Below are 21,016 nucleotides of genomic sequence, written 5' to 3'. Positions count from 1 at the left end.
AGGTTTAAATATTAGGGGCGGAACACATATCCTGTCGGATAGAATAAAACTATACTTTCATTACCCTGATACATACTATGGTGAGCATTTTGATCACTATGGATCATAGCGTGCCATTCGGCCCAAATACCTTACTATAGACCGTGAAAAGGTTGAGCGAAATGATCTCTATTACTAAAGAATATAAGCATGATATTTTCAAGGACAATAACGAAATTCTATACCATATTGATCCTCAGCCAATTTCAATAACACATATTGAAGCAAGGGTAGTATCCACTAAAGACTTTGACAATAATTACCACAGGCAATTTGAATATGCCTATACGCATTCCAAGAATCTGATCGAAAAATGTTTTTCTCACGGATATAAAGCCTGGATTTTTGAGATTGGGCCATTGCTAAAACCTGCTATGCTTCAAAGCCTAACACAATTTGGACCTTATGCACCTTTTAGACCTTTACGCGAAAAAGGATTAGCTGAGGTTTTAAATATGCAAAAATGTTATCAATTTCCTAAAGGTATAAAATATGCCGGTATTTTTGCCGTAGAGCCAGACCAGTTTTACGATGCATGTGCATACGTTCAAGGAACATCAAATGCTGTAGTTGTCTTTTCTAGACGAGATACTTTTTTTTCAGAATCTGGCCTCGAGAAACTGTTACATAGCGCAACATTTACTATTGATAATGATCGACTTGGCTACCTGAATTGGGTCTCTTTATGTCTGGAAATTTGCCCGCTGAGTGACATTGTAGTCAATCCGGGCGGTGGGTATGATGACTTGTTCAGATCAATCAATTTTTACTACTGCGCCAGCTCTTTAGATTTTGACTTACAAGATAACAACTCATAACCCGCGTAGGGCGGAGCCGTTTACGGATGCCGTCCGCTGGAACAAGGGGTAAGCAGCGGAACGGCTGGATCATTCTCTGCCAATGCAGTCGTTCGCGGCTTCATACAGCATGTGTAATATCGCTTGTCGTCAGTTAATGCACTTCCGCCACCCAGCCGCGAATGAAGTTCCTGACCAATAGCGCCACACTCTCTTCCACATCATGAACGCCGACCAGATCCATTTTGCCGGTCAGCGACAGTTCGCAAATGCCATGGATACCGCCCCACAACGCACGGGCCGCGCGTTTTCGCTGGACTTCGCCGCATTGCGGGGCCAGTCGGGCAAACTGCGCTTCCATCTTTTTGAAAACCTGATCGACTTTCGCCTGGTACCAGTCCGGGATCTCTGCCCGCTCCGGCAAACGGTGCTCGAAAATCATGCGCCAGCGGTTGAAGTTTCGGCTCGCGTAGAACAGATAAGCCTTCGCCAGCGCTTCGATACATTGTTCAGCCGCTTCATCATTAACGCCTTCCAGGTGCGCGGCTATGTCATCCAGCGTTCGCCCCTTGATGTGCAGTCCCAGATCGGCCATATTGGCGAACACCATGTAAATACTGCCGACCGTATAACCGATCTCCAGCGCGATCTTGCGCACGGTCAGCGCCGAATAGCCTTCCTCGATCACTATATTCTCGGCGGCCTTCAGGACCATTTCCTTGATTTCTTCCAGACTGTGTTCGCTTCGTCTTGCCATAGTTAGCTGTTCCCTATATTTAAGTTGGGGTCTTTTCCCTTGTATTAAGCTTGTCTTCGTTGTGGCTGTTATTTTCGGCAAAGTATTTAACCAGGAACTCGACAAACGTCGTGAGCTTGGCCGGCAAAAAGCGCCTTTGCAGATAAGTGGCATAAACGGCCAAAGCGGGAATACGATAAGGCTGCAGGATCTCTACCAACTGGCCCTGCGCCAAGTAATTCGCGACCGATATTTCCGGCGCCTGCGTGATGCCCATGCCCAAGGACGCAGCCTGACATAAGGCCCTGCCGTTATTGGAGGCGAAATGCCAGTTGGTTTTAATTTTAGTCTCTTCCTTGCCAACATTAAACACCCAATAGTCTTTGTGCGGCGTATCGACATAATGCAGGCAACGGTGTGAATGCAGGGCATCAATATGTTCGGGCTCACCTTGTTCAGCCAGATAGGCAGGCGAGGCATAGGTGCACAGACGCGTTTCGGCTATTTTCCGGGCCACGACGCCCGGGTCCAGGCGGTCAGTGACTAAAATGGACAAATCGAAACTGCCATCGCTTAAATTGACGCGACTGTTGTGCAGCGTCATCAAAATCCTGACCCCGGGATGCTCGCGCTGATAGGCGTCAATGGCGGGCACCATGTATATGCCGCCGAAATCAATCGGCGCGCTGATCTTCAATGTGCCTTTTACCTGCCGTCCCAGTCGCGCGGTGTAATCGTCCAGTTCCGAGAAATCTTCGAGCAATTGCTTGCTGCGGTAATAGTAGAGTTCACCGGCTTCAGTCAGACTCAACCGGCGTGTGGTCCTGTTCAGCAAAGCCACGCCCAGCGACTCTTCCAGCTGGGCCATGTATTTGCTGATCATCATGGCCGAGAGATTCATTTCGCGCGCGACCGCGGCAAATGTGCCCAGTTCGACGATGCGGCAGAATACTTGAATGTTGTTTAATTTATCCATGAGCCAAACTTTATAAACTATAAGTTTATATTGTATAAATTTATATATCTATTTAAAACGCCAGTTTATTGGTCTAGACTTCAGGCCGGAGATAGTTTAGGGCCGCTGAGTCTTACGCATGCAACATGTTAAGGCTCAGCGGTTTTTTTATAGCCGATAATAATAATGAGAGGAAATCATGAGCAAAATTCTGAATGAAGTTCTATCAGCCAACAGAGAGTATGTGAACAATTTTGGCGACAAAGGCGATCTGCCGATGCCGCCGGGCCGCCATTTTGCCATCCTGACCTGCATGGATGCGCGCCTGGATCCGGCCAAATATGCGGGCCTGTCCGAAGGCGATGCCCATGTCATCCGCAATGCCGGCGGCCGCGCCAGTGATGATGCGATCCGCTCGCTGGTCATTTCCTATAAACTGCTCGGCACGCGCGAATGGTTCGTGATTCATCATAGCGATTGCGGCATGGAAACGTTTAACGACGAGATCATGCGTGACCTGCTGGGCAGTAGTCTGAAAACCGCCTCCATCGATGAAAACGGCTGGCACGATTGCTGTGAAGGTCCGGGCTCGGCGGAGGGCAAGTATATCGACTGGCTGACGATTAAAGATCAGGCACAAAGCGTGCTCGAAGATGTGACGCGCATTAAAAGCCATCCCCTGGTGCCGTCCAACATTCCTGTTTACGGTTATATTTATGACGTGAAGTCTGGTCGAATGGTTGAAGTGCCGGCCGCCACTGAAGCCGGAAAAGCCCGCTAAACACTGCTCTGCCCGCCCTGTTAGGCGGGCAATTTCCTCAAGGCGGGTTTGCGCGCCCGCCATAACAGTCTAAAATTCATGTCCTGTTTTTTACTGTTAAATTCTCTTATGTACAATGAACTGCTCCCGGTCGTCGATGAAAACGACCGTGTGATCGATACGCTGCCGCGCCATCATGTCCATGCCCAGTCCTTGCGCCACCGCGCCGTACACATTCTGGTCTTCAACGATCAGGGCAGGCTGTTCCTGCAGAAAAGATCGCTGTTGAAAGACCTCAATGCCGGCCTGTGGGATACTTCGGCAGCTGGCCATGTCGATGCCGGCGAAGATTATGACAGCTGTGCGCTCCGTGAAGTTGAGGAAGAACTGGGCATCAAGGTAGACGACGAACTGGAGCCGCTGTTCAAGCTGCCGGCCACGGCCGCTATCGGCATGGAATTCATCCAGGTTTACCGCTGCCGGCATAACGGCCCGTTTACGCTGGCGCCTGATGAAATCGAGACCGGGGACTGGTTCTCGGAGCAGGACCTGTCCGCGCGCATCGCGGCCGATGATCAGACACTGACCGAAACCTTTAAAACGATCTGGCGACACTACAGGCCTTAAAATCCATGATTACGCAGCAACAACTCAACGATTTTTACAACGTCCTGCTGAATCCGCAAAGCTACGCCGACTATTGCCCGAACGGTCTGCAAATAGAAGGGACCGCACAAATCGAACGCATCGCCTTCGCCGTTTCCGCGACGCGCGATTCGATCAGGCAGGCCGTCGACAATCGGGCCGACGCCTTGGTCGTGCATCATGGTCTGTTCTGGAGTTTTCACGGCGCCCGACCTTTGATCGGCGCCTTTGCCCAGCGCGTGCTGCCGCTGGTCAGGCATAACATCAACCTGTTCGGTTATCACCTGCCCCTGGACGGCCATGCCGAGATCGGCAATGCCGCCATCTTAGGCCGGCTGATCGGCTGCGGACAACAAGAGCCTTTCGGTGATTACAAGGGCTCGGCGACGGGCATCAAAGGCATGCTGGCATCGCCTCTTACAGCATCACAATTGCAGGCAAAGCTGGCCGCCGTGCTGGGACATGCTGTAATTCTGGCGACACCGGACAGCAATGCCCTGATCCGATCCGTCGGCATTATCACGGGCGGCGCCAACAGCGAATGGCGACTGGCGGCGAAAGAAGGGCTGGACGCTTACATAACCGGCGAAATCAGCGAGCATGACTGGCATGAAAGTCAGGAAAACGGCGTGCATATGTTCGCCGGCGGCCATCACGCCACCGAACAGTTCGGCATACAGGCCCTAATGGAAAAAACGCGCGAGCAATTCGACGTAAATTGCGTTTTTATCGGCAGCGACAATCCGGCTTAATGCCGAAACGCCGGACATAAAAAAAGCCCTGTCGAGGGCTTTAGTGTCACTTGCATGTATGGCGGAGCGGACGGGGCTCGAACCCGCGACCCCCGGCGTGACAGGCCGGTATTCTAACCAACTGAACTACCGCTCCGTTTGCAGAGCGCGTATTCTATAACATTTTTTTAATCCGTCAAGCTTATTCTCTATGAAACAGGAAAATCATCGAATTAAAGTCAACGACAGCACCGAAATCAGCTCCGTATGGCTGGTCCCCCAGCAGTATCAGCACGCGCTGATTATTGCGCATGGCGCCGGCAACGACATGCACTCCGGGTTTATCAGTACTCTGCATGAAGGCATCGCCCAACACGGCATTTTGACCGTCAAATTCAATTTTCCCTACATGGAGCAAGGCCGCAAGGCGCCCGACCGACCGACCGTTCTGGAAGCAACCTGGCAAGCCGTTATCGATGTCGTTTTAGAAAAGACACGGCTTGCGCCGGAAAAATTGATACTGTCCGGCAAAAGCATGGGCGGACGTTATGCGTCGATGATAGCGGCACAACGGCCGGGATTCGGCGGCGTTATTCTGTACGGCTATCCGCTGCATGCGGCTGGCAAAGCCGATAAATTGCGAGCCGAGCATTTACCGGCTATCTCGGCGCCAATGCTGTTTTTTCAGGGCACGCGCGATGCCTTATGCGATCTCGATAAATTGCAGGCGGTTTTAAAGATACTGCCAGTTTACCCCGACCTGCATATCATCGAAGGCGGCGACCATTCCTTCAAGGTACTGAAGCGGTTTAACCGCAGCGAGCAGGCGGTCATGGATGAAGTCATTGCAACCAGCGCCACTTGGATTCAGGGCCGTAGAGCGGGTTAGATGCGCAAGCCATTGAACCTTCCGCTTGCCACTGGCCTTTGTGCGCATCGTAATCCGCCTTCTGACCAACAGGATATGCAAGCAGAAAAAACCTACCAACTTTTTACCTAGCTCAGCAGAATGAACAGGAAAATAGTAGAATATTTTCAATTCATTATTAAGCTGGAGTTTGTTTTGTGGAAAATTTCACCCCTGTCTCTGCGTTAACGGGCGGCGCGCTGATCGGTATCAGCGCAACACTTCTGCTGCTGTTCAATGGCCGCATGGCCGGCGTCAGCGGCATCATGAACGGTGTATTCAACTCTTCGAGAAACGAAATGAGCTGGCGACTCGCTTTCCTGGCCGGCCTTGTCATCGGCGCTTTTCTGTTCAGTCTGATTGTGCCTGGCTTCTTTACAGCGCGGCAGGGCTACCCTTTAGGACTGTTGGCAGCAGGCGGCTTTCTGGTCGGTTTCGGCACCCGCATGAGCAACGGCTGCACCAGCGGCCACGGCATCTGCGGCATCGCCAATTTATCGCCGCGCTCGATACTGGCAACCCTGACGTTCATGGCTGGCGGCATCATCACTGTTTACATCATCCGTCATATCCTGGAGCTGACCGTATGAAAAGAATCCTGTTCGCCCTTGTCAGCGGCATTCTGTTTGGCCTGGGGTTATCGCTGTCGCAAATGGTCAATCCCGACAAAGTGTTGGGCTTTCTCGATATCACCGGAAGCTGGGACCCGAGCCTTGCGTTTGTCATGGTCGGCGCTCTAGCGGTGGCGTTTGTGTCTTTCAGATGGGTGCTGAAGCGCCCTACGCCCCTACTGGACGACGGTTTTCACGTCTCCAAACGCCGGGAGATCGACAAACCTTTATTATTGGGGGCGGGCCTGTTCGGCATAGGCTGGGGCATGACGGGCTATTGCCCGGGACCGGCCGTGGCCGGCCTGGGATTGGGCTCACTGGAAGCAGTGGTCATGGTCGCTTCGATCTATACCGGATTTTTTGCCCAGAAATGGCTTGCTGAAAGAAAATAAAATGAAATAGATTAGTTAACTGATGTCACGCAGTTGTAGGGTCGAATTCACTTGTGCCCTGGAGGGTATTCGACCCGGGACACCCAAGATATAAAACAGGCAGTGCGAATAAATTCGCACCTACACTGCTTAAAAACATCCGTGCCATCGGCCAGACTCCCCGCCGCAGAGCGCATACACTCTGCGGAACCAAATTCTCTTGGATCGCCTAGCGTTGTAGGGTATCCATCGCATACCTTTTTCGACGTTTGCCAGCTCCGCGATTCTAAAAAGGTACGCAATGCGTACCCTACGACTGGAAGCAGTGGTCATGAGCACATCAATCCATGCCGGTTTTATTAGCCAAAAACGGTTTGCCAATAGGAAACAAAAAGGGCGGCCAAGTAATCGCCCTTTTTGTCTTGTGGTCACTACACGGCGTTAAACCAAATGTCCCCACATATCATATTCATCGGCCTCTTCCAGTTCGACTTCAACAAAATCACCGACTTTCAGATGCGTTGCGCCGTCGATGAATACCTGACCATCGATTTCCGGCGCATCGGCCTTGCTTCTGGCCACGGCGCCTTCCTCGACGACTTCATCGATCAACACGGTCTCGATGCGGCCTATACGCTTCTGCAGGCGGGCGGCGCTGATTTCGGCCTGATGGGCCATAAAGCGCGCTAAACGCTCCTGCTTGACTTCCTCAGGCACCTGATCCGGCAAGTCATTAGCGGCCGCGCCTTTGACCGGCGAATAGGCGAAGCAGCCGACCCGATCCATTTGCGCTTCGGTCATAAAGTCGAGCAATTCTTCGAACTCCTGCTCGGTTTCGCCGGGAAAGCCGACAATGAACGTGCTGCGCAAAGTGATATCCGGGCAGATTTCACGCCATGCACGGATTCTGTCCAGATTGTTTTCGCTGGCGGCCGGGCGCTTCATCAGTTTCAGTATGCGGCTGCTGGCATGCTGAAACGGTATGTCCAGATAAGGCAGAATTTTGCCTTCGGCCATGAGCGGAATCACATCGTCGACATGCGGATACGGATACACATAGTGCATGCGCACCCAGATGCCCAGATCGCCCAGCGCTTCGGCCAGATCATAAAACCGTGTTTGCACGGAGCGGCCTTTCCAGTCGCGGCTTTGATACTTCAGGTCCAGGCCATAGGCGCTGGTATCCTGCGATACGACCAGCAGTTCCTTGACGCCGGCATTGGCCAGTCGCTCGGCTTCGAACAGAACATCATCGACGGGCCGGCTGACCAGGTCGCCGCGCATGGACGGGATGATGCAGAACGTGCAGCGGTGATTGCAGCCCTCGGAGATTTTCAGGTAGGCATAATGGCGCGGCGTCAGCTTGATGCCCTGCGGGGGCACCAGACTCGTGAACGGGTCGTGCGGCGGCGGCAGATGCTCGTGCACTGAAGCCACGACTTCTTCCAGGGCGTGCGCGCCGGTCACTTTCAGCACCTGCGGATGGCGTGCGCGGATTTCGGCTTCCCTGGCCCCCAGGCAGCCGGTCACGATGACTTTTCCGTTATGGGCCAGCGCCTCGCCGATACTGTCCAGCGATTCCTCGACCGCGGCGTCAATAAAGCCGCAGGTATTGACAACCACCAGATCGGCGTCCTGATAAGTCGGCGAAATGGTGTAACCTTCGGCACGCAGCTTGGTTAGAATCCTTTCGCTATCGACCAGGGCTTTCGGGCAACCCAAACTAATAAAACCAATATGTGGGGCAGTCATTTTAATCTCGTGTAATGTTAAACAGCCGGCTAAGCCGGATTCGCAATAATAATGGCGCGCTTGGGAGCCGGCAGGCCTTCGCGGGTAAGTTTCGGATCATCGGGATCAAGAAAATCCTTGAGGGAATGAAAGGTCATCCATTCAGTCGTGCGTTGTTCTTCCGTACTGGTGACAGTCACATCGACCAAGCGGATATTGGTGAAACCGCAGCGCTTCATCCAGCCTATCAGAGTGTCGCAAGTCGGCAGAAACCAGACATTGCGCATGCAGGCATAACGATCTTCAGGCACCAGCACCTGCTCCGGTCCGCCGTCTATGACCAGCGTTTCCAGCACCAGTTCACCGCCAGGCCGCAGGCATTCCTTTAATTCAAGCAGATGATCGACAGGCGAACGGCGGTGATACAGCACGCCCATGGAAAATACCGTATCGAACAGCCTCAGGCCATAAGGCACCTCTTCCATGCCGATCGGCAATACGTAGACAGGCGCCTCGCCATGCAGTTTCCGGATCGCCTGGAATTGCATGACGTTAAGCAGCAGCGGGTCAATGCCGACCACCATCCGGGCTCCGGCCCCGAGCATGCGCCAGCAGTGATAACCGTTACCGCAGCCGACATCCAGCACCAGGCGATTGACTAACGGCGCAACATGGTTCTTCAGGCGGTCCCATTTCCAGTCCGAGCGCCATTCAGTGTCAATTTTAACGCCGAACAAATCGTAAGGGCCTTTGCGCCAGGGGTGCAGGATCTTGAGCTGAGCTTCCAGCTGTTTTCTGGCTTCGTCGGCCAGATCTTCAGGGCGGCCTATTTGCACGGCATCGGCATCGAGCAATGAGCCGCTATGTTCCGATTCCGGCAGTTGCTCGATCAGTGCCTGCCACTGGGCCAGCGTGCCGTGATTGGCCGGCTCGAACGCGCGGGCCAGTTGTTGCGGCAACAGTTGAACCCAGGCATCGGCCTTGGCATCAAGCAGGGTTTCAATTAACGGTTGATAATCAATCATTCAGATAAAGTTAAATACGCTGTTTGCATCCGGGCACAGCATTAACTGAAAAAAACGGGGGATAGTGTAGGCAGTCAATCAGAACTATTGAGCGTTACCACGAAGTATGGACTTCGTGGTAATCAAAACTAAAAACGAGGTCAAGCAATTAGGAAGTAGCTGCTGTTCTGCCTGAGGCAAGCGCTTCGGCATTGCGTTTGGCCAGCCCGTCGATCACTGCGTTTAATGAACCTTTGGTTTTAACTTCATTGCTGAACGTCGTGCGATAGTTAGTCACGAGGCTGACACCTTCAATCATGATGTCGTAAGCTTTCCAGTCACCGTGGCTCTGTACCATCCGGTAATTTACCGCGACCGGCTGAATGCCGGGTTGCAGAACTTCGGTTTTGACTACAACTTTTGTCGCGCCCGGTTCCATTTCCAGCGGTAAAAACCTTACTGTCCAGTCGCGGAACTCAACGAAGGCTCTGGAATAAGTTCTTACCAGCAGAGTCTGGAACTCCTGTTTAAAACGTTGCCGTTCGTCGTTGGTCGCTGTTTTCCAGTTCTGCCCCAGCACTAATGCGGAGATCCTGTCGAAATCGGTATGCGGCATGATGACTTCGTTGACAAACCGTGTAACCTGGACAAAGTCCTGAGCAAACGTTCTGTCTTGCAATTTGGCGTGCAGTTTTGTCGAAGCATCTTCAATCGCTTGTTGCGGAGGCAACAGATCGGCTGCCACGCCTTTCGTCATCGGCATTAGACCGAGCAATAATGCAAATAAAACGAATATCGTATATTGTTTAGCCTTCATAAAACCCTCTAAGAATTGAAACTAGCGAATACTTTCCATTTTCGAATATCAGCGACCCCTATTCCCTGATAAAATAAATCCCAGCCAATCCGCCCGCAAAGCGTACTTAACGAACTGCATGACTCAGGCCAGAGGTTCTGATAATTTCCAAACCCATGACTATGGATAAGATGACATATAATAACATCAATTTCCCCCGCACACGCATGAGAAGAATGCGTTATAACGATTTTTCCCGCCGTTTAATGCGCGAAAACCGCTTATCCGTTGATGACTTGATTTACCCGATGTTTGTCACCGAGGGTGCGAATCAAAGGGAAGCCATCGCTTCGATGCCGGGCATAGAGCGGCTCTCCCTGGACCTGCTGCTGGAGGAGGCCCGTGAGCTTTATGAACTGGGCATTCCCGCCATTGCGCTGTTTCCGGTAACGCCTCCGGATAAAAAATCCGACGACGCCGCCGAGGCCTATAACCCTGACGGCCTGGCTCAACGTAGCGTGAGAGCCTTAAAGAAAGCCTTACCGGAACTGGGCATTATTACCGACGTTGCCCTGGACCCTTTCACATCCCATGGGCAGGATGGCCTGATCAATCAGGACGGCTATGTCATGAATGACGAAACGATAGCCGTATTGGTCAAGCAGGCGCTATCCCATGCTGAAGCCGGAGCCGATATCGTCGCGCCTTCGGACATGATGGACGGGCGCATCGGCGCAATAAGAGAAGCGCTGGAAGCCCAGAATCATGTCAATACGCGCATACTCGCCTATTCTGCAAAGTATGCATCGAGCTTTTATGGTCCTTTCCGGGATGCCGTCGGCTCGGCCGGCAATCTGGGCAAGGGCAACAAATACAGCTATCAGATGGACCCGGCCAATTCAGACGAGGCGCTGCGCGAAATTCAGCTGGACCTGCAGGAAGGCGCCGATATGGTCATGGTCAAGCCCGGCATGCCCTATCTCGATATTATCCGCCGCGTAAAGGACCAGTACGGCGTGCCGACTTTCGCCTATCAGGTCAGCGGCGAATATGCCATGCTCAAAGCCGCCGCCATGAACGGCTGGCTGGATGAAAAACAGGTGGTTCTGGAATCCCTGCTGGCCTTTAAGCGTGCCGGCAGCGATGCGATTCTGACTTATTTTGCCAAATCCGTAGCGCAATGGCTGCAGGACTAATCGTTTACCGCCCTGACTCTCTGTAAGGCGAGCATTTTTCTTTTTATAACCCTGAATCTGGAATCTGTGCCATGTCGGAAGACTATCTAATCCCCTCCAAGAGAAGGTTTCACTTTGAAGAAGCCATTCTGGTCCTGCTGCTGATCCTGTCGCTGGTAGGCATCGGCATTAACGATTTTTCTCCTGCCGACGGCCTGGGCTACTGGATCATTATGGTGTTCGTGTTCGGCCTGTTCGGGATCCTGATCGGCTGGCTGCAATCGAAGCATAATATCGACGATTTCAAGAAGATAGTTCGCGAGCAGTCCATTCACTGGCTCACTTCCCTGATAGTAGTTGGTGGCGCTTTCCTGGTGCAAAAGTCAGGGCGCATTGATCCTGAAAGCGCAGGTCTGGTTATTTTATTGATTTTATCGCTGTCGACCATTCTCGACGGCCTGCGAGTAGGCTGGCGCTTCAGCTTCGTTGGACTGTTCCTGGGCACTTCCGCTGTTGTTGCCGCTTATACGGAACACTTTCTGTGGATAGAAATACTGATTGCCATCGGCATTGTGCTGATAACGGTCTTGTGGGAATACTGGATGGAAAAAAGAGCGCAATAATGATGACAACAGATCGCTATGCCGTATTCGGCCATCCTGTCAAACACAGCAAATCCCCGAGAATCCATCAGCTTTTCGCCGAACAGACAGGACAGGCGCTTGAATATACCGCGCAGGATGTGCCTGCCGAACAGTTCCGGATCGTCGTCACGGCTTTTTTCGCCGCCGGCGGCAAAGGGCTGAACTGCACCGTACCGCTAAAAGGACTGGCCTGGGCCTTTGCCGACAACAAAACCGAACGAGCCCAACTGAGCCAGGCTGTCAATACGCTCGCCTTGCAGCCAGACGGTTCTATTCTCGGTGATAACACGGACGGCAAAGGACTGGTAACGGACCTAATCGCCAACCATGCCATCACCTTGACAGGAAGCCGGATTTTAATTCTGGGCGCGGGTGGCGCCGGCCGAGGCATCATAGGCCCTCTCCTTGAGCAAGCGCCGCACTCCATCATCATCGCCAACCGTACTGTCGACAAAGCCACCGATCTGGCACAAGCTTTCCAGCACAAGGGGACTGTCAGCGGCTGTGGATTTGACGACTTGCAAAATCAGCAATTTGATTTGATTTTAAACGCGACCTCGGCCAGCTTAAGCGACCAACTGCCGCCTCTGCCCGATGGCGTACTGGCTGAAAACGGCATCTGCTACGACCTCGCCTATGGCAATGATCCGACCGCTTTCGTGCGTTGGGGGCTCGGACAAAACGCGGCGAAAAGTCTGGACGGGCTTGGCATGCTGGTCGAACAGGCGGCCGAGGCATTTTTCATCTGGCGCGGCGTCCGGCCTGAAACCCGGCCTGTTATTGAATTGCTCAATTCGGAGCGCCAAGCTTGAAACGGGCAACGGTAAGGCCGAATCTGTAAAAGAAAGTAAAAAGTATTATTCACCACGAAAGCCACGAAGCTAGAAGCAAATAATCCTGAGAATTCAATCTATTGAAAACTTCGTGTCCTTCGTGGTTATCTCTCTATTGAATACTTTCATAGTCTCTTCTCCTTTTGGCCTATTTCAAATACTGATCCTTCAAATGCATATAATGCTGGTAAGAGTATTCCAGAAATTCTTTTTCGGACTCTTTTAAAGGCCTTGCCTGCTTGGCGGGCGCGCCTACATAGAGATAACCGCTTTCCAGCGTTTTTCCGGGCGGCACCAGCGCTCCGGCTCCCAGCATGACATAATCCTCAAGCACGGCATCATCCATAATGATGGCACCGACGCCTATCAGGCAGTAATTTCCGACGGTACAAGCATGAACCACGGCCCTATGCCCGATCGTCACGCCTTTGCCGATCGTTAACGGATGCCCTTGCGGCGAAAACGTACCGGCATGCGATACATGCAATATGGCACCATCCTGAACATTGGTGCCCTCGCCGATCGCGATGCTTTCCACATCGCCTCTGACGACAGCCGTAGGCCATATCGATACGTCATCTCCAATCGTCACGTCACCGATCACCACGGCGCTGTCATCAATATAGACAGACTTGCCGATGCTGGGCTGTTTATCATTGAATTTTCTGATGGCCACACTACCTCCTGATTGTTAACTATAATTTATGCTCTGAACGCACAATATAAAAAACCTGTTGATACTTGTATGAGCGCCCTATTCTGGCTTGGCATGCTAAAACATGATACATCAAAGACTTGGTTAAATACTGATGTTTTATTATAGGCAATGCGGGCAGATCATCTTCCTCGGTAAACTCTAAAATCATGGCTAAATGCATTAGTTGTGCAGCGCCGCTGCCGGCAAATACCAACAAATGTTTATATTGCGGCTCACATAATGATGTCGATCTGGAAAACAGGCATTCGTATACGGTTATCCAAAAACAGTCTAATCAATTGTGCCCTCATTGCGATAAGCAACTGCAAACCATCGAGCTCAATATCAACGGCGCATTTCTGATCGCGCGCTGTGAACACTGTTTCGGATTGTTCTTTGATCCCGGGGAAATAGACATCCTGCTTGAAAGCGCGGTCTCGAACGTTTTCGATACCAACCGACAACATCTGGACAATATCAATAAGGATCGCTACCAGGGCAATAAAAAAGTCAAGTACATCAAATGCCCTGTTTGCCGCGCCTTTATGAGCCGGCGCGTGTTTGCCTATCGCAGCGGCGTGGTTGTCGACCACTGCAAAAACCACGGCATCTGGCTCGACAGCGGCGAAATAACCCATCTGCTGGAATGGAAAAAAGCCGGCGGTCAGTTACTGCATGAACGGACAATCGAAGCCGAAACAAGCTCAAGCCATTACAAGACGGCTCGCGATTACACTGACACGTTACCCCGTTACGCGGACATGAGCCCGGTAATTGATTTATTCGAAGCCGTGGTTTGGTTTATCGGAAAATACTTTACCGATTGAAACTGTAGAAACCCTATCCAAACCATGGTTTGTAGATATTTCTGGCGAGTTAAGAGCGAGGAGTTGCCGGGTATAAGCCATACCCGGCACCCATTTGGAAATAAGCTACCGAAAATGCCGAACGCACTATCGGTTATTTCTATTTATTTGCTTTCAGTAGCAGGAGCCGTTTCGGTAGGCGCAGGTGCCGCGGGAGCTGATTCGGCAGGAGCAGGAGCTGTAGTCGCTGGAGCAGGAGTAGTCGCTGCGGGAGCTGTTTCTGATGAGCTGCCTGTGGCAGGTGTAGTCGTTTCTTCCCCTTTATTGCAACCAGTCAATAAAGCCAAACCGAATAAACTTATCGCTATAACTTCTCTAGTTTTCATTGCATATCCTTCTTGATTTATATGGTTATTAACATACTGCATTTACCTGTAAAAATTACAAGTACTTACTTACTTTAACACAGAGATTACTAGAGCTAATAATCAAAAAATTATCTCTCCAAATATAATCTCATTCGGAATATAGATGACATTCATAAACACTATATTACCAATCAGTAATGATTTATTTATACTGAATCCGTGACATAAAGCAACTCCACATGACTGACGGCGGAAGTGGAGTTTATTAATTTATTTAACCGACATAAGGTATCTTTTTCTCCATGCCGTATATTAACAAATTCACCTAATGAAAAATCGCTCGTGTTAAAGACAATACTGTCTTGCTTCTTTAATGCCCTGATGCCGGGCAGGAAAATAGCCCAACAAGCCAATTCCTTCTGACCGGACTGCATCAAACCAACCACTTCAGATTCAAAGCCAAGCATTTCAATTCCTAAACCTACGCCTTGCTGAGTAGATTTGCCGACTCTGCGAATCAAGCCTATTTCCACTCTCTTATCCTTAGCCGAAATCACTGCAAAAATATCGCCAATCCTGACCTTTAAATCAGTGGACTTCCATAAAATATATAAGCCCTGAGCGCTGCTATTAATTATTTCAAAAGCACCGACCGACACATCCTCAAGCAATTTGCTCTTCTCTATATTCGATGACTTCCAGACTCGACTGTCATGCGGGATTTCGCTGCTTAACTTTAAAATTTTATTTATCGGTGAGTCTTCAGCGTGCGCTTTCCTATAATACGTTTCCATCTGATGCATCCATTCATGGCCTTCCGGCACCAGCTCCAAATCGGGAGCCTGCCAATTCCCACAAATTCTGGGGTCTCTTTCCTGAGTCGGGATTGAGTTTTCCTTTTCGTTTAGATTATTTTTCCATAAGAAGCTTATCAAATTATTAAAACCAATGATTCCCAAGCCATCCTGCTGTTCGGCAATTCGGGTATATTTTCTTTTTTGCGCCAGACTTAAAGATTTTACGGCGCGTATGAATACTGACCGGTTTATCGATTTTAATGCTCCCTGTCCGGACGATTCCTGTTGCACAAGCTGATAAAGGGTTTTCGCAACTCTAACCGGGGAAACATAACGATCGGCATCATTCTTTACCGTCTGCGCTTGTGCTAGATGCCTAGGCTCTTGATCCTGTTTCAGATTAAAAACGCACAGATCCTTGGCGCATTCCTGTGTAACCTCTTTCACGCAGAGAACCTGGTCGGAAAAACTTTCCAGTACACGAAAAATCAACTTCAATTCCCGTGGCCTGAATTGATTGGTGCCCAACAGTTCAAACGCCAGAATATGCTTAAAAGCGACATGGACGGTTTTGCCTTTAAATTCCCGGGATTTAATTTCCACATCCAGAAACCCCGCTTTCTCAGCTAGCGAATAAATCCCGTAACAGAAGAGCCAGAACCCCTCATAGGGCTGCATATAAACCTGGGACATATGCAACAAAGCTCTGCCTGCCGCCTGTAAAGCCAGATAAAAAACCAGTTCAGGCGCATCAAGCCGATCAATTGATCTGCGCCCTAAAAGTGAGTAATTTTCAGCCAGCATCGCGTAGGCAAACGTGACAATATCGACATGCGCCCGCTCTTCCATACTGAGAGCGAAACCGGCATCCAGATAGTTTTTTTCCAACTGCTTTACAAGGTCTTCCAGGTAAGTATTGATTGCTTGCAGATAGACCAGATGCTGTTGCGGATCTATCTCGATACGGGTAAAAGCTTGCAGGAGACAGAAGAGTTCCTTGCATGAATTGTAATTTTGCTGCATGGACAAAGTACGCAACCAATCAGTGAGCGCTTGTTCATTAACCGCAAAAGGGATTTTATAATCGCTTATATCCGGCGCCGTCCTGAACCTTAAATTTTCCATTTTTACCCTCCCAATTTATACAAGTAATCATTAGCAGTAATGTTTTTATTATACTTTTAGCTCTTCTGCGCCGCGTATAAAATACCTGACGGAATACATTGAGAATTGATACAAAGCCGGGCAGAATTTAAATACTGCCCAGCACACTTATTGCACGCGCCGCATGGCGAATAGAGCCAGCATCAGAACGATCAGGCTTGGAAAAAATGCCATTAACGGAGGATTGAGATCATAAATTAATCCCATGTGTCCGACGATTTTGTCAAAAATATTAAATCCCATGCCGATGATTACCCCGATCATCATCCTGCCGCCAACGCTGACGCCTCGTTTAACACCTATCACGAACGGCGCCGACACCAGCAGCATGATGAATGTAACTAACGGATTCACTACACGCCCCCAGAAAGCCAGTTCGAAGGAATGGGATTTTTGATGATTTTCCTTAAGAAAATCAATATACATCGCCAGGTCATACAGCGACATATTATCAGGGCTCACGACAACAATTTTCAGCAAATCCGGCGCGATCGATGATTTCCAGATCTGCTCACGCTGTGTACTGGCGACCATTTGCTCTGTTGAAATCTTTGATTGCCTGATGCCTTCCAATTTCCATTGCTGATCTTTTAGAAAAGTCGCCTTATCCGCATGCAGGTTCTGGCGCAACCGGTTCTGATCATCCAGTTCAAAAATACGGATATCAACAAGATGCCCGTCATCGATAATTTGCCGAACGTTAATGAACTTCTTGCCTTCACGCAGCCAAAGGCCATAGCGGTAATTCATAGTGACCTGTTCATTCTGGGCAGTCGACTTGAGCATCTGCGCCGCGCGTTCAGTCAATGGCGCCACAAACTCGCCCACTACAATGGAAATCGCCACTAAAATAGCACCTGCCAGCATCACTGCTTTAATAATCCCCATAACGGATAGCCCTGCCGCGCGCATGGCGATCAATTCACGGTTATTGCCCATGGAGCCCAATATGAACAAACTGCCCAGCAAGGCTGATGACGGTACCAATTCATAAAAAACCCGGGGCGAGGTAAGGGCCAAATAGGAAAAAATTTCCTTTAAGCCATAATGTCCTTTTCCCAGTTCCTTTAACTCATCGCTAAAGGTAAACAGATTAAACAATGTCAATAACAGTAGAATCGCAATCAACGAACCTTTCAAAATCTCCTTGACGATATACTTGGTTAGTACATTCACCTTGCCACCTTTTCCCTGATTTTCATCACAACCCACTGCCATCCGTACAGCTTGATCAACAATCCAGTGCCAACCAGAAATAATATGCAATACACCCAAACACCACCCAGCCAGGCAGGAATTGTTTCATTGATGACCCAACTCTGGCTGACACGAATAAGATTCCCGTAACTGAAATAGATTAAAAAGGCGACCAGCATATTGCCGTAAACGCCGCCCCGGGGCGCACTCTGTGCCAACGGCACGGCCAGAAGACTAAGAAAAATCATGCTTAAAGGAATGGAATAGCGGCGCTGCAATTCGGCAATGTCGCGTATGACATCGGAATTCCATAACACATCCATTGGGACTCCCTCGCGACTCGCATTGATGACAGCGCTTTGCTCATCTATCCTGACGGCGTATTCTGCAAAATTTTCAATTACATAATTGACAGCGCCCGGCAGGCCCTGTATGCGCTCGCCCTGCTCCAGAATCAAATAACGGCCTTCTTTTAAATCCTGCATCCGCCCTGCTTCAGCATTAATAATCGCCAGATTGCCATTAGGCTGTCTGTGTTGCACAAATACCTTGTGCATCTTTTTGTCGTCACCAATCCTTTCTACATAAAAAACCAGATCGCCATGAGTATATATTTCGCTGAATTTCCCCGCCGCGACGCCTCTGATATCAGCAGTTTTCTCGTCCTGCTGCATTATCTCCTCCGTCTTGGCTTCCGCCCAGGGAGCCACATACATCGAGAGGCCCGCAGACAGTACGCTCAACGGAAAAACCAGCAGGAATACAGCACGGTAAATAGTGCCGGCGCCGCCTCCTGCGGAAAAAACCGCCGACATCTCCTGATCCCGATACATACGACCCAGCACCATCAATACGGCCATGAATAAAGCGACCGGCAGGAAAGCGATGCTGGCGACCACAATTTTCAATCCCAAAATGCTCAGCAACGTTTCATTCGATACCTGCCCTTCAATCGCTTTATCCAAAATTTTGATAAATCTCCGACTGACGATAATGACGACAATCACGGTCAAAACCGCTAGCAATGTTTTGATCAAATCGCGCATAATCATCTTATCCAGAACGGTGATCAACGGACCCCGTTCCATTTTATAGCCTTGCGGCCAATCTGCTCCCAAGCCTGTCTCCCCATCAAAATAAATTTGTGTTGTATAATTCGAAACCAAACAGCCCATCTTGACAAAACGGCATACCGGCTGTCTGCTCAAGATAACCATTCTCTCGCAACTACACGATAAATATTATGGACTATTCTATAGAAACCGCGCCTTTAGAAAAACTGCAATCTGACTGCATCATTGTTGGTATTTACGAGGATCAGCAACTGACCCCATCAGCCATTGCCCTCAATAACAGCATTCAGGGAATTATCAACAACATCGTCAGCCGTGGAGATATCAGCGGAAAAAATGGCGAAACCGTCTTGATCAACGTTATTCCTGACAGCCCTGTTGAACGCATTTTACTGGTCGGTCTGGGCAAAAAAGAGTCCTTATCGGGTAAGAATTACCGCAAGGCCCTGGCAGCGGCTGTTAACACCTTGAAAAAGCCCCAAATAAAATCCGTGGCCTGCTGTCTGGCTGAATGTGATGTGACAAACGGCGATTGGCAGTGGAAAACACGGCAAATCATCGAAGTCTTCAGCGATGCCGTCTATCAATTTACTCACCTGAAATCCGATAAGGAAACGGAAAGCAAGATTGAGAAGGTTTGCATCTGCGCGCCGCAAAGCGAGTCCGCCTTGGCGCAAGCGGGACTGGAACAAGGACGGGCCATTGCCGAAGGCGTCAATTTAACCAAACACCTGGCCGATCTGCCGGGCAATATCTGCACCCCGACTTATCTTGCCGAGCGAGCGATCGAGCTGGGCAAAAAGTTCGACAAACTCAATGTGAACGTGCTGGAAGAAGCCGACATGGAAAAGCTGGGCATGGGTGCTTTGCTGGCCGTCGCGCGCGGCAGCCGCCAACCCGCCAAGCTGATTACGCTGGAGTACCAGGGCGGCGACAGGAACGGCAAGCCTATCATCCTGATCGGCAAAGGGCTCACCTTCGACGCCGGCGGCATTTCCTTAAAGCCGGGGGCGGGCATGGATGAAATGAAATACGACATGTGCGGCGGCGCGGCCGTTTTAGGCACCCTGCAGGCCGCCGCGCAAATGGCTCTGCCGCTCAATATCGTCGGCCTGATTCCATCGACGGAAAACCTGCCCGATGGCAATGCCGATAAGCCCGGCGATATTCTGACCAGCATGTCCGGCAAGACGATCGAGGTCCTGAACACGGATGCCGAAGGCCGTCTGATCCTTTGCGATACGCTGACCTATGCGGAACGCTATAACCCCGATGTGGTCATTGACCTGGCGACCCTGACCGGCGCCTGCCTGGTGGCTTTAGGCCGCGTGCCCAGCGGCTTGCTCGGCAATGACGACAGGCTGTGCAATGAACTGCTCGCAGCCAGCGAGACGGCCACCGACAGCCTCTGGCGCCTGCCGCTGTGGGAAGAATACCAGGAACTGCTCAAATCCAATTTTGCCGACATGGCCAATATCGGCGGCAAGGATGCGGGCACCATCACGGCGGCTTGTTTTCTGTCGCGTTTTGCCGAGAACTTCCGCTGGGCGCACCTGGATATCGCCGGCACCGCCTGGCGCACCGGACCGACCAAAGGCGCGACCGGCCGCCCCGTGCCGCTTTTGTGCCAGTATCTGATCAGCCGCACGCCCAAAGCCTAAAAGCGCATGCCGGAAGTCAGCTTTTATCTATTGCCGTCACGCTCGCAACAGGAACGGTATCTGTTTGCCTGCAAACTGATAGAAAAAGCCTACCGTAGCGGCCATTTCTGCTATGTGCTGACCGACTCGGCCGAGCAAAGCGAAATCATGGACAACCTGCTCTGGACTTTCAGGGCAGGCAGTTTCATCCCGCACGGACTCTATACGAACGAGACAGCCTCGCTCCCACGTGCGGAATGGGAGCGCAATGTCATCCTGATAGGCACGCAAAAGGCGCCTGAAAATTGGCAGAAAACAGTGATTAATCTCTCTTCACAATGCCCGCAGGACCTTGAGCAGATCGAGCGCATTATAGAAATCCTTGATGACAGCGAGGAAACCAAGGCGGCCGGCCGGCAGCGTTACCGCCAGTATCAACAGTTGGGACTGACCGTTACCACACATAAGATTTAGCATGAAGACTTAAGACATAAGGTATAACGTCAACCGCGTAACCTTGCCTCTTAAATAAATAACTT

The 21,016-nt window shown here is 50.7% G+C and carries 23 protein-coding genes and 1 tRNA gene; 14 read left to right on the top strand and 10 right to left on the bottom strand.

Annotated elements, in window-relative coordinates; all coding sequences use genetic code 11:
• Positions 1 to 161 precede the first annotated feature (161 nt).
• Positions 162 to 857, top strand: a complete 696-nt coding sequence (locus METLU_RS0116770; protein WP_027159224.1) for a hypothetical protein — start codon at positions 162 to 164, stop codon at positions 855 to 857.
• A 133-nt stretch (positions 858 to 990) separates the two neighbouring features.
• Here METLU_RS0116770 and METLU_RS0116765 read toward each other — a convergent pair whose 3' ends face one another.
• Together METLU_RS0116765 and METLU_RS0116760 are read right to left on the bottom strand one after the other, a co-directional pair.
• Positions 991 to 1,593 (bottom strand): TetR/AcrR family transcriptional regulator, encoded by a 603-nt coding sequence (locus METLU_RS0116765; protein WP_027159223.1) that lies wholly within the window; start codon positions 1,591 to 1,593, stop codon positions 991 to 993.
• 19 nt (positions 1,594 to 1,612) lie between these two features.
• A complete protein-coding gene (locus METLU_RS0116760) occupies positions 1,613 to 2,548 on the bottom strand; it encodes a LysR family transcriptional regulator (protein WP_027159222.1) in 936 nt (311 codons plus the stop codon).
• A 178-nt stretch (positions 2,549 to 2,726) separates the two neighbouring features.
• Here METLU_RS0116760 and METLU_RS0116755 point away from each other — a divergent pair, with 178 nt between their 5' ends.
• The 3 genes from METLU_RS0116755 (at position 2,727) to METLU_RS0116745 (ending at position 4,684) form a co-directional block, all read left to right on the top strand.
• Positions 2,727 to 3,308: a beta-class carbonic anhydrase gene (locus METLU_RS0116755; RefSeq protein ID WP_027159221.1), complete on the top strand. Its 582-nt coding sequence runs from the start codon at positions 2,727 to 2,729 to the stop codon at positions 3,306 to 3,308.
• Between the two features lie 78 nt (positions 3,309 to 3,386).
• Positions 3,387 to 3,914: an NUDIX hydrolase gene (locus METLU_RS0116750; protein WP_081679127.1), complete on the top strand. Its 528-nt coding sequence runs from the start codon at positions 3,387 to 3,389 to the stop codon at positions 3,912 to 3,914.
• 5 nt (positions 3,915 to 3,919) lie between these two features.
• Positions 3,920 to 4,684, top strand: coding sequence for a Nif3-like dinuclear metal center hexameric protein (locus METLU_RS0116745; protein ID WP_027159219.1), 765 nt, complete (start codon positions 3,920 to 3,922; stop codon positions 4,682 to 4,684).
• Between the two features lie 59 nt (positions 4,685 to 4,743).
• Here the strand turns inward: METLU_RS0116745 and METLU_RS0116740 are convergent.
• A tRNA-Asp gene (locus METLU_RS0116740) sits at positions 4,744 to 4,820 on the bottom strand.
• A 54-nt stretch (positions 4,821 to 4,874) separates the two neighbouring features.
• Here METLU_RS0116740 and METLU_RS0116735 point away from each other — a divergent pair.
• The 3 genes from METLU_RS0116735 (at position 4,875) to METLU_RS25705 (ending at position 6,573) form a co-directional block, all read left to right on the top strand.
• Positions 4,875 to 5,552 carry an alpha/beta hydrolase family protein gene (locus METLU_RS0116735; protein ID WP_036243214.1) on the top strand — a complete coding sequence of 226 codons (678 nt, stop codon included), beginning with the start codon at positions 4,875 to 4,877 and terminating at the stop codon, positions 5,550 to 5,552.
• Positions 5,553 to 5,728: 176 nt separating this feature from the next.
• The gene (locus METLU_RS0116730) at positions 5,729 to 6,160 is read left to right on the top strand and encodes a YeeE/YedE family protein (protein WP_027159217.1); all 432 of its coding nucleotides are present in this window, start codon (positions 5,729 to 5,731) and stop codon (positions 6,158 to 6,160) included.
• Positions 6,157 to 6,573, top strand: a complete 417-nt coding sequence (locus METLU_RS25705; RefSeq protein ID WP_036243211.1) for a DUF6691 family protein — start codon at positions 6,157 to 6,159, stop codon at positions 6,571 to 6,573. Before METLU_RS0116730 ends, METLU_RS25705 begins: the two co-directional genes overlap by 4 nt.
• Before the next feature lie 420 nt (positions 6,574 to 6,993).
• Here METLU_RS25705 and rimO read toward each other — a convergent pair whose 3' ends face one another.
• The 3 genes from rimO to METLU_RS0116710 form a co-directional block, all read right to left on the bottom strand.
• Positions 6,994 to 8,304, bottom strand: a complete 1,311-nt coding sequence (rimO, locus tag METLU_RS0116720) for a 30S ribosomal protein S12 methylthiotransferase RimO (protein ID WP_027159216.1) — start codon at positions 8,302 to 8,304, stop codon at positions 6,994 to 6,996.
• 29 nt (positions 8,305 to 8,333) lie between these two features.
• Entirely contained in the window at positions 8,334 to 9,308 is a 975-nt protein-coding gene (gene cmoB / locus METLU_RS0116715; protein ID WP_027159215.1) for a tRNA 5-methoxyuridine(34)/uridine 5-oxyacetic acid(34) synthase CmoB, read from the bottom strand.
• Positions 9,309 to 9,456: 148 nt separating this feature from the next.
• Positions 9,457 to 10,104, bottom strand: a complete 648-nt coding sequence (locus tag METLU_RS0116710; RefSeq protein ID WP_027159214.1) for an MlaC/ttg2D family ABC transporter substrate-binding protein — start codon at positions 10,102 to 10,104, stop codon at positions 9,457 to 9,459.
• A gap of 161 nt (positions 10,105 to 10,265) precedes the next feature.
• Here METLU_RS0116710 and hemB point away from each other — a divergent pair, with 161 nt between their 5' ends.
• The 3 genes from hemB (at position 10,266) to aroE (ending at position 12,714) form a co-directional block, all read left to right on the top strand.
• Complete coding sequence (gene hemB, locus METLU_RS0116705; protein WP_027159213.1) at positions 10,266 to 11,279, top strand: porphobilinogen synthase; 1,014 nt, start codon at positions 10,266 to 10,268, stop codon at positions 11,277 to 11,279.
• A gap of 71 nt (positions 11,280 to 11,350) precedes the next feature.
• A complete protein-coding gene (locus METLU_RS0116700) occupies positions 11,351 to 11,881 on the top strand; it encodes a hypothetical protein (protein WP_027159212.1) in 531 nt (176 codons plus the stop codon).
• Positions 11,881 to 12,714 carry a shikimate dehydrogenase gene (gene aroE, locus METLU_RS0116695; RefSeq protein ID WP_027159211.1) on the top strand — a complete coding sequence of 278 codons (834 nt, stop codon included), beginning with the start codon at positions 11,881 to 11,883 and terminating at the stop codon, positions 12,712 to 12,714. Before METLU_RS0116700 ends, aroE begins: the two co-directional genes overlap by 1 nt.
• 169 nt (positions 12,715 to 12,883) lie before the next feature.
• Here the strand turns inward: aroE and METLU_RS0116690 are convergent, their stop codons facing one another.
• On the bottom strand, positions 12,884 to 13,411 hold the full coding sequence (locus METLU_RS0116690) for a gamma carbonic anhydrase family protein (RefSeq protein WP_027159210.1): 528 nt from the start codon (positions 13,409 to 13,411) through the stop codon (positions 12,884 to 12,886).
• 188 nt (positions 13,412 to 13,599) lie between these two features.
• On the opposite strand from METLU_RS0116690, the gene METLU_RS0116680 reads away from it, so the two are divergent.
• Both METLU_RS0116680 and METLU_RS28035 read left to right on the top strand, forming a co-directional pair.
• A complete protein-coding gene (locus tag METLU_RS0116680; protein WP_027159209.1) occupies positions 13,600 to 14,259 on the top strand; it encodes a TFIIB-type zinc ribbon-containing protein in 660 nt (219 codons plus the stop codon).
• A 114-nt stretch (positions 14,260 to 14,373) separates the two neighbouring features.
• Positions 14,374 to 14,640, top strand: a complete 267-nt coding sequence (locus tag METLU_RS28035) for a hypothetical protein (protein WP_155920609.1) — start codon at positions 14,374 to 14,376, stop codon at positions 14,638 to 14,640.
• 172 nt (positions 14,641 to 14,812) lie between these two features.
• Here the strand turns inward: METLU_RS28035 and METLU_RS0116675 are convergent, their stop codons facing one another.
• The 3 genes from METLU_RS0116675 to lptF all read right to left on the bottom strand — a co-directional run bounded on the left by METLU_RS0116675 (position 14,813) and on the right by lptF (position 18,816).
• Complete coding sequence (locus METLU_RS0116675) at positions 14,813 to 16,252, bottom strand: hypothetical protein (RefSeq protein ID WP_155920607.1); 1,440 nt, start codon at positions 16,250 to 16,252, stop codon at positions 14,813 to 14,815.
• Positions 16,253 to 16,675: 423 nt separating this feature from the next.
• Positions 16,676 to 17,743, bottom strand: a complete 1,068-nt coding sequence (gene lptG, locus METLU_RS0116670; RefSeq protein ID WP_027159207.1) for an LPS export ABC transporter permease LptG — start codon at positions 17,741 to 17,743, stop codon at positions 16,676 to 16,678.
• Positions 17,740 to 18,816, bottom strand: coding sequence for an LPS export ABC transporter permease LptF (lptF, locus tag METLU_RS0116665; protein ID WP_036243884.1), 1,077 nt, complete (start codon positions 18,814 to 18,816; stop codon positions 17,740 to 17,742). Before lptF ends, lptG begins: the two co-directional genes overlap by 4 nt.
• Before the next feature lie 191 nt (positions 18,817 to 19,007).
• On the opposite strand from lptF, the gene METLU_RS0116660 reads away from it, so the two are divergent.
• Positions 19,008 to 20,498, top strand: coding sequence for a leucyl aminopeptidase (locus METLU_RS0116660; RefSeq protein ID WP_027159205.1), 1,491 nt, complete (start codon positions 19,008 to 19,010; stop codon positions 20,496 to 20,498).
• Between the two features lie 6 nt (positions 20,499 to 20,504).
• Positions 20,505 to 20,951, top strand: a complete 447-nt coding sequence (locus METLU_RS0116655) for a DNA polymerase III subunit chi (RefSeq protein WP_027159204.1) — start codon at positions 20,505 to 20,507, stop codon at positions 20,949 to 20,951.
• The last annotated feature ends 65 nt before the right edge of the window (positions 20,952 to 21,016 follow it).

This window comes from Methylobacter luteus IMV-B-3098 (genome assembly GCF_000427625.1).
In the GTDB taxonomy this organism is placed as follows: Bacteria; Pseudomonadota; Gammaproteobacteria; order Methylococcales; family Methylomonadaceae; genus Methylobacter; species Methylobacter luteus.
Note: the sequence above shows the minus strand (reverse complement) of the source record. Positions and strands in the feature narration are given on the sequence as shown.